General features: G+C 71.5%; 2 protein-coding genes. Both read right to left on the bottom strand.

What is annotated here, in order from left to right; translation table 11 throughout:
* Window positions 1-83: 83 nt before the first annotated feature.
* Window positions 84-7,433: an amino acid adenylation domain-containing protein gene (locus tag ACFXN1_RS00135; protein ID WP_379443693.1), complete on the bottom strand. Its 7,350-nt coding sequence runs from the start codon at window positions 7,431-7,433 to the stop codon at window positions 84-86.
* A 261-nt stretch (window positions 7,434-7,694) separates the two neighbouring features.
* Window positions 7,695-15,020, bottom strand: coding sequence for an amino acid adenylation domain-containing protein (locus ACFXN1_RS00130; protein ID WP_379443694.1), 7,326 nt, complete (start codon window positions 15,018-15,020; stop codon window positions 7,695-7,697).
* Window positions 15,021-15,150: the final 130 nt, after the last annotated feature.

The raw sequence follows: 15,150 nt of genomic DNA, 5'->3' as shown, positions 1-15,150 counted from the left end.
CGAGGGACCGGTCACGCGCGCTTCCCCAAAGGAGTATTCAGTCCTGCGGGCGGGAGGGCCACTCCGGGCCGCTCACCAGGTGCTCATCGGGCGGTGGCGACCCCCGGGACGGCGACGACGGTCAGACCCGACCACCGCGCGGGGACGGGCAGCCCGTCCACCACGAGGGCGGTGAGATCGTCCAGTTCCGCGGGGTCCGGCCCGTCGAGCCGGGCCCGGTCGGCGAACAGGTGGGTGACCCATTCGTCGGCGAGGGTCTCGGTCAGATCGGCTCCCGGCTCAGCCAGGACCATTGACGCCCCGACGCCGCCGGCGGCGATCGGTTCGATGAGCGCGAGGGGGTGATCCGCCAAACCGGACCAGTAGGTGCGTGATTCGAAGGTGAGCTCGGACTCGGCCCGCACCCGATCCACCATGGCCGCGACCTCGTCGTAGCTCAGCGACGCCCGGCCCGGCGCCGCGAAGGCGGTGTCATCGCCGCGCAGTGCGCGAATGCGGTGCGCGTAGGTGACCGGCCGCGCCGATTCGGTGGCGACCTCGGCGGCCACCCCGGGATCGTCCAGGGCGAGCCAGTCGATGCCCGGCACGGCGACCGGTTTCCCGGCGGTCAGGCCCACCTTCACATCCAGTCCGCTGGGCGGCAGCCGGTCCAGACCGGCCAGCGGCACCACCGCCGCACCGGTCTTGAGCACGGCCCAGGTGGCCACGGCCAGGTCGGCTCCCCGGTCCAGCCGCACGGCGACGCCGGTGCCGGGTCCGCAGCCGCGCCCGATCAGGAACCGGGCCAGTCGCGAGGAGCGGGCGTCGAGGTCCCGGTAGGACACCGTCTCCTCACCCCGGACCAGGGCCGGGCCGTCGGGGTCGTCCTCGACCGCGGCGGACAGCGACTGCGGCAGCGCCGTACCGTGCGCGGTGGTGGTCACCGCCGGGGCGGGCGCGGGCAGCGCCCGGGCACGGGCGGCGCGCTCGGCCGGGCTCAGCAGGTCGATGTCGCCCACCGGCATGTGCGGGTCGGCGGCCACCGCGGCCAGGATGCGCACCAGGCGCGCGCCCAGGGCCTCGATGGTGGACTCGTCGAAAAGCTCGGTGGCATAGGAGAAGACGACGGCGAGGTCGCCGGGGGTGCCGTCCGCGGCGAGCGGTCCGGCCTCGACGCCGATCTGCAGGTCGAACTTGGCGGCCTCGAGCGCCGCGTCCACGCCGGAGACCGACAGGCCCGGTAGCTCGAGCTCGGCCACCTCGTTGTGCTGCAGCGCCAGCACCACCTGCAGCAGCGGATCGGCCTGGCCACGGCCGGGCGCGACCGCCTCCACCACACGCTCGAACGGCACGTCCGCGTGCGCGAAGGCCGACAGATCGGTTTCGCGGGCGGCGGCCACCAGATCGTCGAAGGAGGCGGCGGGATCGACCGTGCTGCGCAGGGTGAGGGTATTGACGAACATGCCGACCAGGCCGTCGAGCACCTGCTCGCCGCGCCCCGCGATCGGGGTGCCGACGAGAATGTCCGGGCTACCCGACTGCCGCGCCAGCAGGACCGCGACGGCCGCGTGCATCACCATGAACAGTGACGCATTATGGCGGCGCGCAATGCGATTCAGCTCGGCGTGGATCTCGGCGGGCACCACGTAGTCGACCAGCGCGCCCGCCATGGACGGCGCCGGCGGGCGGGGCCGGTCCAGCGGCAGCAGCGGCCGCGCGGGCAGACCGGCGAGCTGTCCGCGCCAGTAGTCCACCTGCGCCGCGGCGACGGAGTTCTCGTCGGTGTCCGAGCCGATCACCGCGTGCTGCCACAGTGCGAAGTCCGCGTATTGCACGGGCAGCGGCGCCCAGCCGGGCGTCTGGCCCGCGGCGCGCGCGGTGTAGGCGATCATGAGATCGCGGGCCAGCGGCGCGAAGGAGGCGCCGTCGGCGGCGATGTGATGGGCGACCAGGATCAGCAGGTAGTCGTCGGGCGCGTCCCCGGTGAGCAGTCGCATGCGCACCGGAACCTGGTGCGCGACATCGAATCCGGCGTAGATGAGCTCCTGCACCCGCGCGCCGATGTCGCGAGCGCGCTCCGTCTCGAGACCACCCGCCAGCGCCTCCGCGACCGAGAGCACCTCCTGATAGGGAGCGCCGCCGGGACCCGATTCCGGGTAGCGGGTGCGCAGCACCTCGTGCCGGGTCAGGACGTCCTCCGCGGCCCGTGCCAGCGCGGGCACGTCGAGGGTGCCGGTGAGGCGGATGACCATCGGGATGTTGTAGGCCGGGGATTCCGGGTCCAGCTGATTGAGCACCCACATGCGCTGCTGCGCCAGCGACAACGGCACCCGCGCCGGCCGCTCCCCCGCCACCAATGGCGGACGCGCACCGGTCGCGGTGCCCGGCACGATCCGGGCGGCCAGACCGGAAACCGTTGCGGTCTCGAAGAGTTCGCGCACCGAGACGGTGGCTTCCAGCGCTTCGTTGATCCGCGAGACCGCCCGGGTGGCGATCAGCGAGTTGCCGCCCAGCTCGAAGAAGTCGTCGTCCGCGCCCACCCGGTCCGCGCCGAGCAGATCCATGAAGACGCCCGCCACGATCTCTTCGATCGGGGTCGACGGCGCGCGGAAACGCCGGGGCTCGAACACCGGGGCGGGCAGTGCCCGGCGGTCCAGCTTGCCGGAGGCGTTGAGCGGGAAGGCGTCCATGACCGCGATCGAGGAGGGCACCATATAGGCCGGAAGCAGCTGCGCCAGAGCGGCTTTCACCAGCGTGGGATCGACCTCCGCGGCGTGGTCGCGGGCCACGTAGCCGACCAGCTGCTCACCGCCCTGCGCGTCGGCGCGCACCACCACGACCGACTGGGCCACCCCGGGCTGGGCCAGCAGGGCCGCCTCGATCTCGCCCAGTTCGATGCGCAGGCCGCGCAGTTTCACCTGGAAGTCGGTGCGGCCCAGGTATTCCAGTTCGCCGTCGGCACGCCACTTCACGAGATCGCCGGTGCGGTACATGCGCGCCCCGTGACCGAAGGGGTCGGCGACGAACCGGTCGGCGGTCAGGTCCGGGCGGGCCACATAGCCGATGGCCAGCTGGTCACCGGCCAGATACAGCTCGCCCGGGACGCCGGGGGCGACCGGTCGCAGCCGCGAATCCAGCACGTACAGTGCGGTATTGAAGACCGGCCGGCCGATCGGCACCGACACGGTGTCGGCATCGGTCACCTCGTGATAGGTGACGTCGACCGCGGCCTCGGTCGGACCGTAGAGGTTGTGCAGGCGGGCGGTGGTCAGCTCCCGTAGTCGCTGCGCCGTCGGCGCGGGTAGTGCCTCGCCGGAGGCGAACACCTGGCGGAGTTTGATTGCCCTCCGCTCCGCTCCGGGCGGGTTCGCGCCGGTCTCACCCAGTGCCGCGAGGAATACCGCGAGCATGGACGGCACGAAATGCACCGTGGTGACACCATGTTCGGCGATCACCTGGGCCAGGTACACCGGATCGCGGTGCCCGTCCGGGGTGGCGAGCACCAGCCGCGCGCCGGTCTGCAAGGGCCAGAAGAACTCCCACACCGAGACGTCGAAGGTGGCGGGAGTCTTCTGCAGCACCACATCCGCGTAGGTCAGGCGGTACTGCGCCTGCATCCAGACCAGCCGATTGACAATGGCGGCGTGACTGACGGCCACGCCCTTGGGCCGACCGGTCGAGCCCGAGGTGAACAGGACATAGGCCGGGTGCCCCGGCCGCAGCGGACGGGTCCGTTCGGCGTCCGAGATCGGTGTGCTCGGCCACCGGGTCCGCGCCCGTTCCTCGGCCTCCTCGACGAAGCGGGCGGGAGTGCCGCTCCCGCTGTCGAAGCCGTCCCGCCGGGTGGTCAGCACCAGGCGCGGCCCGGCGGTGCCGAGAATGTGCTCGTTGCGGTCGAGCGGCTGTTCGGGGTCCAGCGGCAGGTAGGCGGCGCCGGTCATGAGGACCGCGTACATGGCCACCACCAGCTCGGTGGAGCGCCGGATGGCCAGGGCCACCGAGGTTTCCGGCCCGACCCCGTAGCCGTCGATGAGTTCGCGGGCCAGCCGGCGGGCGCGGTCGGCCAGTTCCCGATAGGTGAGGCGCTCGTCCGCGCAGACCAGTGCCACGATGTCCGGAGTGTCGGCGACCTGCGCCTCGAACATCGAGATCAGGGTCGGCGCGACATCGTTCGGCAGGCCGGCCGCGGCGGTGACGTCGATGCCGGTGGCGTTCCAGTCGGTCAGGACGCGTTGGCGTTCCTCGGGCGCGAGCAGGTCGAGATCCCCGACGGGTGCACCCGGGTCGGCCGCGACCAGTTCCAGCACGCGGGCGAAGCGGCGGGCGAACGACGCGATGGTCGGCTCGTCGAAAAGGTCCAGCGCATAGGAGAATTCGGCCGCCATCCCGGTGCCGTCGCCGCGCTCGTCCACCGTCTCCTGCACGGTCAGCTGCAGGTCGAACTTGGCGAACGGCACCTCGAGGTCGGTGCCGGAGACGGTGAGCCCGGGTAGCCGGAATTCGGCGGGCGCCAGGTTCTGGAACGAGAGCATCACCTGGAACAGCGGATTGCGCGCCTGCGAGCGGGCCGGGTCGAGCAGGTCCACCAGTCGTTCGAAGGGCACGTCTGCGTGGCCGAAGGCGCGCACGTCGGTGTCGCGCACCAGGTCCAGCAGGTCAGCGAACCCGGCGGCGGGATCGACGTCGGTGCGCAGCACGAGGGTATTGACGAACATGCCGATGAGGTCGTCCAGTTCGACCTCGCCGCGCCCGGCCACCGGCGTGCCCACGGCGATGTCCCGGGTGCCGGACAGCCGAGCCAGCAGGACCGCGAGTGCCGTGTGCACGACCATGAAGGTGGTGCCGTTGTGGCCGCGGGCCAGCCGGCGCACGGCGGCGTACACGTCGTCGGCGAGTTCGAAGCGGTAGGTGCCGCCGCGATACGAGGCGACCGGCGGTCGCGGGCGATCCGACGGCAGCACCAGTTCGTCGGGTAGTTCGGCCAGTGTCTCGCGCCAGAAGGCGATCTGCCGTGCCAGCGTGGAGTTCTCGTCGTCCTCGGCGCCGAGTGCCGTGCGCTGCCACAGGGTGTAGTCGGCGTACTGCACCGGCAGCGGAGCCCAGTGCGGCGCGGCCCCGGAACTGCGGGATACGTACGCGGTCACCAGGTCCCGGGTGAGCGGGCCCATGGAGAAGCCGTCGGCGGCGATGTGGTGCACCACGCCGACCAGCACCTGCTCACCGGGTCCGAGGCGCAGCACCCGCAACCGGATGGGCGGGGTGGCGGTGACGTCGAAGCCCGTCCCGCCGAGTGCCATCACCCGGGTGGTCAGTTCCGCGGCATCGATGTCCTCGACCGGCAGGTCGGGTATCGCACGGGGATCGGTGAGCGGTAGCACCTGCTGATAGCCCTCGCCGTCCACCTCCGGGTAGACGGTGCGCAGCACCTCGTGCCGCTCGACCAGGTCCCGGACTGCGGCGCGCATGGCCTCGAGGTCGAGTTCGCCCGAGAGCCGCACCGCGAGCGGCACATTGTCGACCGCGCTGTCGGGTGCGAACCGATTGAGGAACCACATGCGCTGCTGCGCATAGGACAGCGGCACGCGATCGGGCCGCGGCCCGGATACCAGTGCGGGGGCGGTGTTCCCGGTCGCCTCCCCGGCCAGCAGCGCGGCCAGGTCGGCGACGGTGGACGCCTCGAACAGCACGCGCACCGGAACCCGCAGGCCCAGCGCGGTACCGATGCGGGCCACGGCCTGGGTGGCCAGCAGCGAGTTGCCGCCCAGCTCGAAGAAGTCGTCGTCGGAGCCGACGCGCAGCGGCTCGGCGCCGGGCGGGGTGAGCAGGCCGGAGAAGACCTCCGCGACAGCGGCTTCGGCGGCCGTGGCGGGGGCGCGGAAGGCCCGGGTGGTGAAGACCGGTTCCGGCAGCCGCTCGCGGTCGACCTTGCCGACGGGGGTCAGTGGGATCTCGTCGAGCACCATGATGGCGGCGGGAACCATGTACGCGGGCAGGGATTCTCCCGCGAAGGCCGCCAATTCCGCGGTGTCCAGAGCGGTTCCGGGGCTGGGCAGCACATAGGTGACCAGGGCGGCGGCGCCGGTGGGCAGGGTGGTGCCCAGGGTGACCGCGAAGTCCACGCCGGGGTGCGCGGTGAGCGCGCTGTCGATCTCGCCGAGTTCGATGCGCAGACCGCGGATCTTGACCTGGAAGTCGGTGCGGCCGTGGTGTTCGAAGTTCCCGTTCTCCAGGCGTTTGACCAGGTCGCCGGTCCGGTACAGCCGCTGCCCGGGTTCGCCGTAGGGTCCGGCGACGAAGCGTTCCGCGGTCAGCACGGGCCGATTCAGATAGCCCGCGGCCAGTGCCGATCCGGCCAGATAGAGTTCGCCGACCACCCCGGGCGGCACCGGCCGCAGGCCCGCGTCCAGCACGTACGCGCCGATGCCGGGCAGCAGGGTGCCGATGTGCGTGCCGCCGCCGGGCGGCAGCGCCGCGGTACCGGTGGACAGCGCGGTGACCTCGGTCGGGCCGTATTCGATATGGAAGTCGCGGTCGGGGGTGATCCAGCGGTCCACCAGGGCGGGCGGCACCCGCTCGCCGCCGCACATGATGGCGCGCAGGTCCTGCGGGACAGCCGGATCGAGCGATTCCAGCACCGCCGGCGTGATGCAGATGTGGGTGATGCGTTCGCGGCGGAGCAGCTCGGACAGCTCGTGGCCGCCGAATACGTCCGGCGGCACCACGACCAGGGTGGCGCCCGCGGTGAAGGCGTACAGCATCTCGACGATGGAGAAGTCGAAGCTCGGGGTGGTGAGCTGGGTGATGCGGGAATCCTCGGTCACCGCACGGCTTTCCCGGCGGGCGGCCAGCCCGGCCAGCCCGGAGTGGGTGATGGCCACGCCCTTGGGCTTGCCGGTCGAGCCCGAGGTGTAGATGACGTAGGCCAGATGCTGCTCGGTCAGCGGCCGGGTCCGGTCGGCGTAGGAGATCGGGTGCGCGGGCCGGGCCGCGATGCGCTCGGCCCGGGTGGGATCGTCGAGTTCGATCCAGTAGGCGGCGGTCCCCAGCCCGGCCCGGTGGGTCGCCAGGGTGACACCGAATTTCGCACCGGAGTCGGTGAGCATGTGCTCGATCCGGTCGCCCGGATAGGTCGGGTCCACCGGCAGATAGGTGGCGCCGGTCTTCACGATGGCCCACATGGCCAGCACCGATTCCACCGAGCGCGCGATGCCCATGGCCACCACGTCACCTGGGCCGATGCCCAGAGCGATGAGCTCGCGCGCCACCCGCGAGGACTGCTCGTCGAGCTCCCGGTAGGTGAGTTCACGCTGGTCGGAAGGGTTTCCGGTGGGATTGAAGCTGATAGCGACGGCATCGCCGGCGGATTCGACTGCCGCGGTGAGCAGTTGACCGAAGAAGGGGCTGCCGGACCGGCGGCGTCTGCTCCCACGGACTGATCTACGGGTTGTATCCATCCGTGTTGTCCACCTCACACGTCCAGCAATCACACGCGTCGAATTTCTTCGACAGCCCGGGCCGACGAAACCGACTCGCCCGGGCGAACCGGCACAGCATAGCCGCGCACAGCAGCTACGGCGGCTCGAACTGGAGGGACTATCGGCGGCCCGGCCCCGGCGTTGCACCATGTGACCTGCGCCATAGCGATTGCTGTTCGCTACTACTCGCGCCGCCGGGAGGTGGATCCGGCGGCGCGAGCAGGGCCCGCTAGCGCTCGGCTACTCGGGCAGGACGAGCACGGCGGCGTCCGTCCAGCGCGCGGCGGCCGTCGTCGGCGCATCGAGCACCACGGCCCGAAGATCCTCGAGCGGAACGGGATTCAGCTCACCGAGGCGATCGTGGTCGGCGAAGACATGGGTGACCCACTCGTCGCCCAGCGCCTCCGAGAGATCCGGTCCGGCCGAATCCACCAGGACCACAGCGGCTCCGACCGCGCCCGCCGCGACCACCTCGATCAGGGTCAGCGCCGAATCGGCCGCACCGTGGTGGAAGGTGCGCGACTCGAAGGTCAGGTCGAGGGCGCGGGCCCGGTCGACCGCGGCGGCCAGGCCGTCGTAGGTGAGGGTCCGGTCCGCCGCCGCGTAGGCGATATCGGTGCCGCTCAGTGCGCGAATCCGGTTGGCGTAGGTGACCGGTCGCGCCGATTCGGCGGCGATCTCGGCCGCAGTCTCGGAGTCGTCGAGCGACAGCCATTCGATGCCGCGCACACTGTCGGGCGCCGTGCCGACGGTGATGCCGACCTTCACATCCCGGCCCGGGACTTCCGCGGCGGCGAAGGGCACCACCATGGTGCCCGCCTTCAGCACCGCCCACACCGCGACCACCTGATCGACGCCGCGGTCCAGGCGCAGCACCACACCGGTACCGGGGCCGCTGCCCCGGGCGATGAGCACCCGGGCCAGCCGGGAGGAGCGGGCGTCGAGTTCCTGATAGGTGAGCGCCTCGTCGCCCCACACCAGCGCCGGGCCGTCCGGGTCGTCCTCGGCGGCGGTGGTGAGCACCTGGGCCAGGGCGGCACCGCGCACGCCGAGCCCGGCGGGTTCCGGCGCGGGCTGCGACAGTGCCTGCACCGCAGCGGATTCCGCGGCGTCCAGCAGCACGATGTCGCCGACCGGCAGCTGTGGATCCGTGGCGACCGAGGTGAGCACCCGCTCGAGGGCCCGGCCGAAGGACTCCATGGAGGATGCCTCGAACAGCTCGGTGTCGTAGTTGAGGATCACGGCCAGCTCACCCGCAGCGCCCGCCGCGCCGGGGCGCGGTTCGACGCTGATCTGCAGATCGAACTTGGCCGTCGCCAGGTCGGTGTCGACCGCCGCCACCGTCAGGCCCGGCAGCTCCAGCACCGGGGTTTCGGTGTTCTGCAGCGAAAGCACCACCTGCAGTAGCGGATTCGCCGCGGTCCGGCCGGGCGCGACGAGTTCGGCGACCCGTTCGAACGGCACGTCCGCGTGGGCGAAGGCCGACAGGTCGGTCTCGCGGGCCCGCTCGACCAGCTCGTCGAACGGCGCGGCCGCGTCGACCCGGGTGCGCAGGGTGAGGGTATTGACGAACATGCCGACCAGATCGTCGAGCGCGCGCTCGCCGCGCCCGGCGACCGCCGTGCCCAGGACGATGTCGGCGCTGCCCGACAGCCGCGACAGCCAGGCCGCCACCGCCGCGTGCACCACCATGAACAGCGACGCATTGTGGTTGCGCGCCAGGCGATTCAACCCCGCGTGCACCTCGGCGGGCAGGGTGAAGTCGAGCAGCGCGCCGCGCATGGCGGCCGCCGCCGGGCGCGGCCGGTCCAGCGGCAGGATCGGGCGGTCCGCCAGTCCGGCCAGCTGCTCACGCCAGAACGCGACCTGCGCGGCGGCGGGCGAGTCCGCGTCGTCCTCGACGCCGATGGCCGCCCGCTGCCACACCGCGTAGTCGGCGTACTGCACCGGCAGCGGCGCCCACGCCGGAGCCTCGCCGGCGGCGTGCGCGAGGTAGGCGGTCATCAGGTCGCGGGCCAGCGGGGCCATGGAGGCGCCGTCGGCGGCGATGTGGTGGGCCACCAGGACCAGCAGGTAGTCGTCCTGGTCGTCGCCGGTGATCAGGCGCACCCGCACCGGAACCCGCTGGGCCACATCGAATCCGGTGCCGACCAGCTCGGTGACCCGGCCGCCGATATAGCCGGACCGCTCCACCTCGAGGCCGTGCGGCAGCACATCGGCGACCGAGAGGATCTCCTGGTAGGCCGGTGCGCCCGGAGCCGATTCGGGATAGCGCGTACGCAGCACCTCGTGGCGGGTCAGCACATCCTCGACGGCGTGCCGCAGGGCGGGCACATCCAGTGCGCCGGTGAGGCGGATGACCATCGGAATGTTGTAGGCCGGGGACTCCGGATCCAGCTGATTGAGCACCCACATGCGCTGCTGCGCAAGGGAAAGCGGGACGCGCACCGGACGCTCCCCCGCCACCAGCGCCGGCCGCACGCCCGTCGCGGCGCCCGGCACGATACGCGCCGCCAGGCCGGAAACCGTTGCGGTCTCGAAGAGTTCGCGCACGGCCACATTGGCGTCGAGGGCGGCGTTGATGCGGGCCACCGCGCGGGTGGCGATGAGCGAGTTGCCGCCCAGCTCGAAGAAGTCGTCGTCCGCGCCCACCCGGTCCGCGCCGAGCAGTTCGGCGAAGACATCGGCCACGCTCTCCTCGATCGGGGTCGAGGGCGCGCGGAAGGTCTTGGCCTCGAACACCGGGGCCGGGAGCGCCTTGCGGTCCAGCTTCCCGGAGGCATTGAGCGGGAACGCGTCGAGCACCACGATGGCACTGGGCACCATGTAGGCCGGAAGCGCCCGGGCCAGACCGGCTTTCAGCTGCTCGGCAGTGGCCTCGGTGCTCACCACATAGCCGACCAGCTGGTCACCGGTGTGCGCGTCCGCACGCACCACCACGACCGACTGCGCGACGCCCGGCTGCGCCAGCAGCGCCGCCTCGATCTCACCGAGTTCGATGCGCAGACCACGCAGCTTCACCTGGAAGTCGGTGCGGCCCAGGTACTCCAGCTCACCCGCAGCATCCCACTTCACGAGATCGCCGGTGCGGTACAGCCGTTCACCCGCGCCGAAGGGATCGGCCACGAAGCGATCGGCGGTCAGGTCGGGCCGTTCGACATAGCCGCGCGCCAGCTGCACACCGGCGAGATACAGCTCGCCCGCGACGCCGACGGGCACCGGATTCAGGCGCGAATCCAGCACGTAGACACGGGTGTTGAAGACAGGGCGGCCGATCGGCACCGACACCGTGTCGGCCTCGGTCACCTCGTGATAGGTGACGTCGACCGCGGCCTCGGTCGGACCGTAGAGGTTGTGCAGCCGCGCACCGGTCAGCTCCCGCAGCTGCCGCGCGGTGGGCGCGGGCAGCGCCTCACCGGAGGCGAACACCTGACGCAGCGTGCGGCCCGCACTCGCCAGCTCGCTGTCGTTGTCCAGGGTGGCGACGAAGGCCGACAGCATGGAAGGCACGAAATGCGCTGTGGTGATGCGCTGTCCGGCGATGATCTGCGCCAGGTACACCGGATCGCGATGCCCGTCCGGCTTGGCGACCACCAGGCGCGCACCGGTCTGCAAGGGCCAGAAGAACTCCCACACCGACACATCGAAGGTGGCCGGAGTCTTCTGCAGCACCGCGTCTTCCGCGGTCAGCGCGTACTCGTGCTGCATCCACACCAGGCGGTTGACGATGGCCCGGTGCTCGACGGCGACGCCCTTGGGGCGGCCGGTCGAGCCGGAGGTGAAGATGACGTAGGCGGTGTGCTCCGGCCGCAGCGGCCGGACGCGCTCGGCATCGGTGATCGGCGCACCGCTGTGCGACCGCGCCGCGGCCTCCGCCCGCTCCACCGTGACCGTCACGACATCACGTGCACCGGCGTCGAATTCGTCCCGCTCGGCGGTGAGCAGCAGACGCGGGCGCGCGGTGTCGAGAATGTGGCCGATGCGGTCGAGCGGCTGGTCCGGGTCCAGCGGCACGTACGCGGCGCCGGCGTGCAGCACCGCGTACATGGCCACGACCAGTTCCGTCGAGCGCCGCAGGGCCAGCGCCACCAGCGATTCCGGGCCCACGCCCTCGGCGATGAGCACCCGCGCCAGGCGATTGGCCCGTTCGGACAGCTCGCGATAGGTGAGGGTCTCGTCCGCGAAGCTCAGCGCGACGGCGTCCGGGGTGGCCGCCACCTGCGCCTCGAATCGCGAAACCAGGGTCGCCGCAGCGCCTTCCGGCAGCGTCGCCGCCACGTCGAAGGTGGTGGCGTTCCAGTCGCCCAGCACCCGCTGCCGCTCCCCCGCGGAGAACAGCGCGAGATCGCCGACCGGGGCGGCCGGGGCCGTGGTCACCGCGGCGAGCACCCGCTGGAAGCGGGCGGCCAGCTCGGCGACCGTGGCGGCGTCGAACAGGTCCAGGGCGTAGGAGAATTCGGCGGCCAGGCCGGTGGCGTCGCCGTGCTCGTCGTGCGACTCCTGCATGGTGAGCTGCAGGTCGAACTTCGCGAACGGGATCTCCAGGTCCGCGCCGGCCACCGTGAGCCCGGGCAGTTCCAGGCGGGTGGGCGCCATGTTCTGGAAGGTCAGCATGACCTGGAACAGCGGATTGCGGGCCTGCGAGCGGGCCGGGTCCAGCAGTTCCACCAGGCGCTCGAACGGCACGTCGGCGTGACCGAAGGCGCGCACGTCGGTCTCGCGCACCCGTGCCACCAGGTCCGCGAAGGAGACGGCCGGGTCGATGTCGGTGCGCAGCACCAGGGTGTTGACGAACATGCCGATGAGGTCGTCGAGTTCGGCCTCACCGCGTCCGGCCACCGGCGTGCCGATGGCGATGTCGCGGGTACCGGAGAGCCGGGCCAGCAGCACGGCCAGCGCCGAGTGCACCACCATGAACAGGGTGGTGTTGTGCGTCTCGGCGAAATGCCGGGCGGCCGCGTAGATCTCGTCGTCGATGCGGAAGGCGTGGGTGCCGCCGCGGTAGGAGGCGACGGCGGGCCGCGGTCGATCCCAGGGCAGTACCAGCTCGTCGGGCAGGTCCGCGAGGGCCTCGCGCCAGTAGGCGATCTGGCGGGACAGCGCCGAGTCCGGATCGTCCTCGCTGCCCAGCGATTCCCGTTGCCACACCGCGTAATCGGCGTACTGCACCGCCAGCGGGGCCCACTGCGGAGCACCGCCGCGCATGCGCTCGGCGTAGGCGGAGACCAGATCGCGGGCCAGCACGCCGATCGAAACACCGTCGGCGGCAATATGATAGATCGCGGCCACCAGCACGTGCTCGTCGGGTGCGAGCCGCAGCAGGCGCAGCCGCAGCGGCGGCGCGGCGGTGACGTCGAAGCCGGCGCCGACCACCTCCGCCACCCGGGCCGGGATCTCGGCGGCGTCGATGTCGACGACCGGCAGTTCGGGCAGCGCCCGCGGATCGCCGGCGGGCAGCACCAGCTGGTAGCCCTCGCCGTCGACCTCCGGGTAGATGGTGCGCAGGACCTCGTGGCGCGCAACCAGATCCGCGGCCGCGGCGCGCATGGCGTCCACATCGAGGGCGCCGGACAGCCGCACCGCGAGCGGCATATTGTCGACCGCGCTGTTCGGGTCGAAGCGGTTGAGGAACCACATGCGCTGCTGCGCGAACGACAGCGGCACCCGGTTCGGGCGGGGCAGCGAGCCGAGCGCCGGTCCGGCGGCGGCCGGCGCCGATTCGCCGTCGAGCCGCCGCGCCAGCTCGGCCACGGTCGAGCCCTCGAACAGCACGTGGACCGGAACCCGCACACCGAGTGCGGTGCCGATGCGCGCGGCAGCCTGTGCGGCCAGCAGCGAGTTGCCGCCGAGTTCGAAGAAGTCGTCGTCCGCACCCACCCGCGCGTCCGGGTTGTCCGGAATCAGCAAGGCGGCGAACACTTCCGCGACGATCTCCTCGGCGCGGGTGGCGGGGGCCCGGAACTCGCGGGCCGCGAAAACCGGTTCCGGCAGGGCATTCCGGTCCAGCTTGCCGACCGGGGTCAGCGGAATCTCGTCCAGCACCAGCAGGGCGGCGGGCACCATGTAGGCGGGCAGCGATTCGCCGACGTGCGCCGCCAGCGCCGCGGTGTCCAGGGTCGCGCCCGGCCGCGGCAGCACGTACGACACCAGCGCGGTCGCGCCGGAGGGCAGCGTCTTGCCCAGTGTCGCAGCGAAATCCACGTCGGGGTGCGCGCTCAGCGCATTGTCGATCTCGCCGAGTTCGATGCGCAGGCCGCGGATCTTGACCTGGAAGTCGGAGCGGCCCAGGTACTCGATGACGCCCGGGTTATCCGATTCGGCGGGGGTGCGGCGCACCAGGTCGCCGGTGCGGTACAGGCGCGCGCCCGGCGTGCCCGCGGCCTCGCCGAAGGGACTCGCCACGAAGCGTTCCGAGGTCAGCCCCGGCCGACCCTTGTAGCCCTGCGCCAGCGCCGGACCCGACAGGTACAGCTCGCCGACCACGCCGTCCGGCACCGGCCGCAGGCGCGAATCCAGTACGTACGCACCGACACCCGGGATGGCCGAGCCGATGGTGATCGGCTCGCCGGGCAGCAGCGGGGCGCTCGAGGTGGCGAGAATGGTTGCCTCGGTGGGGCCGTAGCCGTTGTAGAAGGAGCGGTCGGCGGTTGCCCAGCGCGACACCAGTTCCGGGCCGAACTTGTCACCGGCCACCACCACGGTGGTCAGCTCGGTCAGCCCGGACGGATCCACCGATTCCAGTGCGCCCGGGGTGATCAGCACATGGGTGACGGCCTCGCGGCCCAGCAGCTCGGCCAGTTCCACGCCGCCGAAAACCCCGGCCGGTGCGATGACGAGGGTCGCACCGGCGGTGAAGGTCAGCAGCAGTTCCAGCACCGAGACGTCGAAGCTCGGCGAGCAGACGTGCAGCACACGCGAATCCGCGGTGACCGCGTAGTGCTCCCGCTCGGCGGCCACCAGTCCGGCCAGGCCGGTGTGGGTGACCACCACGCCCTTGGGCTTTCCGGTCGACCCGGAGGTGTAGATGACATAGGCCGGATGCTGCTCGGTGAGCGTGCCCGGCCGGTCGGCATAGGAGATGGGGTGATCCGGGTGCGCAGCGATGCGCTGCGCGTGCGCCGGATCGTCCAGTTCGATCCACTCGGCGGCGGTGCCCAGCGCGGCGCGGTACTCCCGCGTCGTCAGGCCCAGCACCGCGCCGGAGTCGGTGAGCAGGTGTTCGATGCGATCGGGCGGATAGGCCGGATCGACCGGCACGTAGGCGGCGCCCGTCTTGGCGATGGCCCAGACCGACAGCACCGATTCGATGGAGCGGGTGATGCCGATCGCGACCATGTCGCCGGGGCCTACGCCGCGGCCGATCAGTTCCCGGGCGAGCTGCGAGGACCCGGCATCGAGTTCGCGGTAGCTGATCTCGCGCTGGTCGGCCGGGTTTCCAGTGGGATTGAACCGGATGGCGATGTCGTCGGCGGCGGACTCGACCGCGGCGGTGAGCAACTGCCCGAAGAGTGGGCTGCCGGACCGACGCCGACGATTTCCGCGAGCTGTACGGCGGGCAGTATCCATTCGCGTGCATTCACCTCTCGGGTTCATCTTTTCCGCAGGCCGAAGACACTCGGCCCGACCCACGAAAAATGGCGTCTTGTTCCCTATGGATCGCCAACGGGTGAGCGGATCAAACAATCATATCGATGCT

It is taken from the genome of Nocardia sp. NPDC059154, assembly GCF_042755705.1.
GTDB lineage: Bacteria > Actinomycetota > Actinomycetes > Mycobacteriales > Mycobacteriaceae > Nocardia.
Note: the sequence above shows the minus strand (reverse complement) of the source record. Positions and strands in the feature narration are given on the sequence as shown.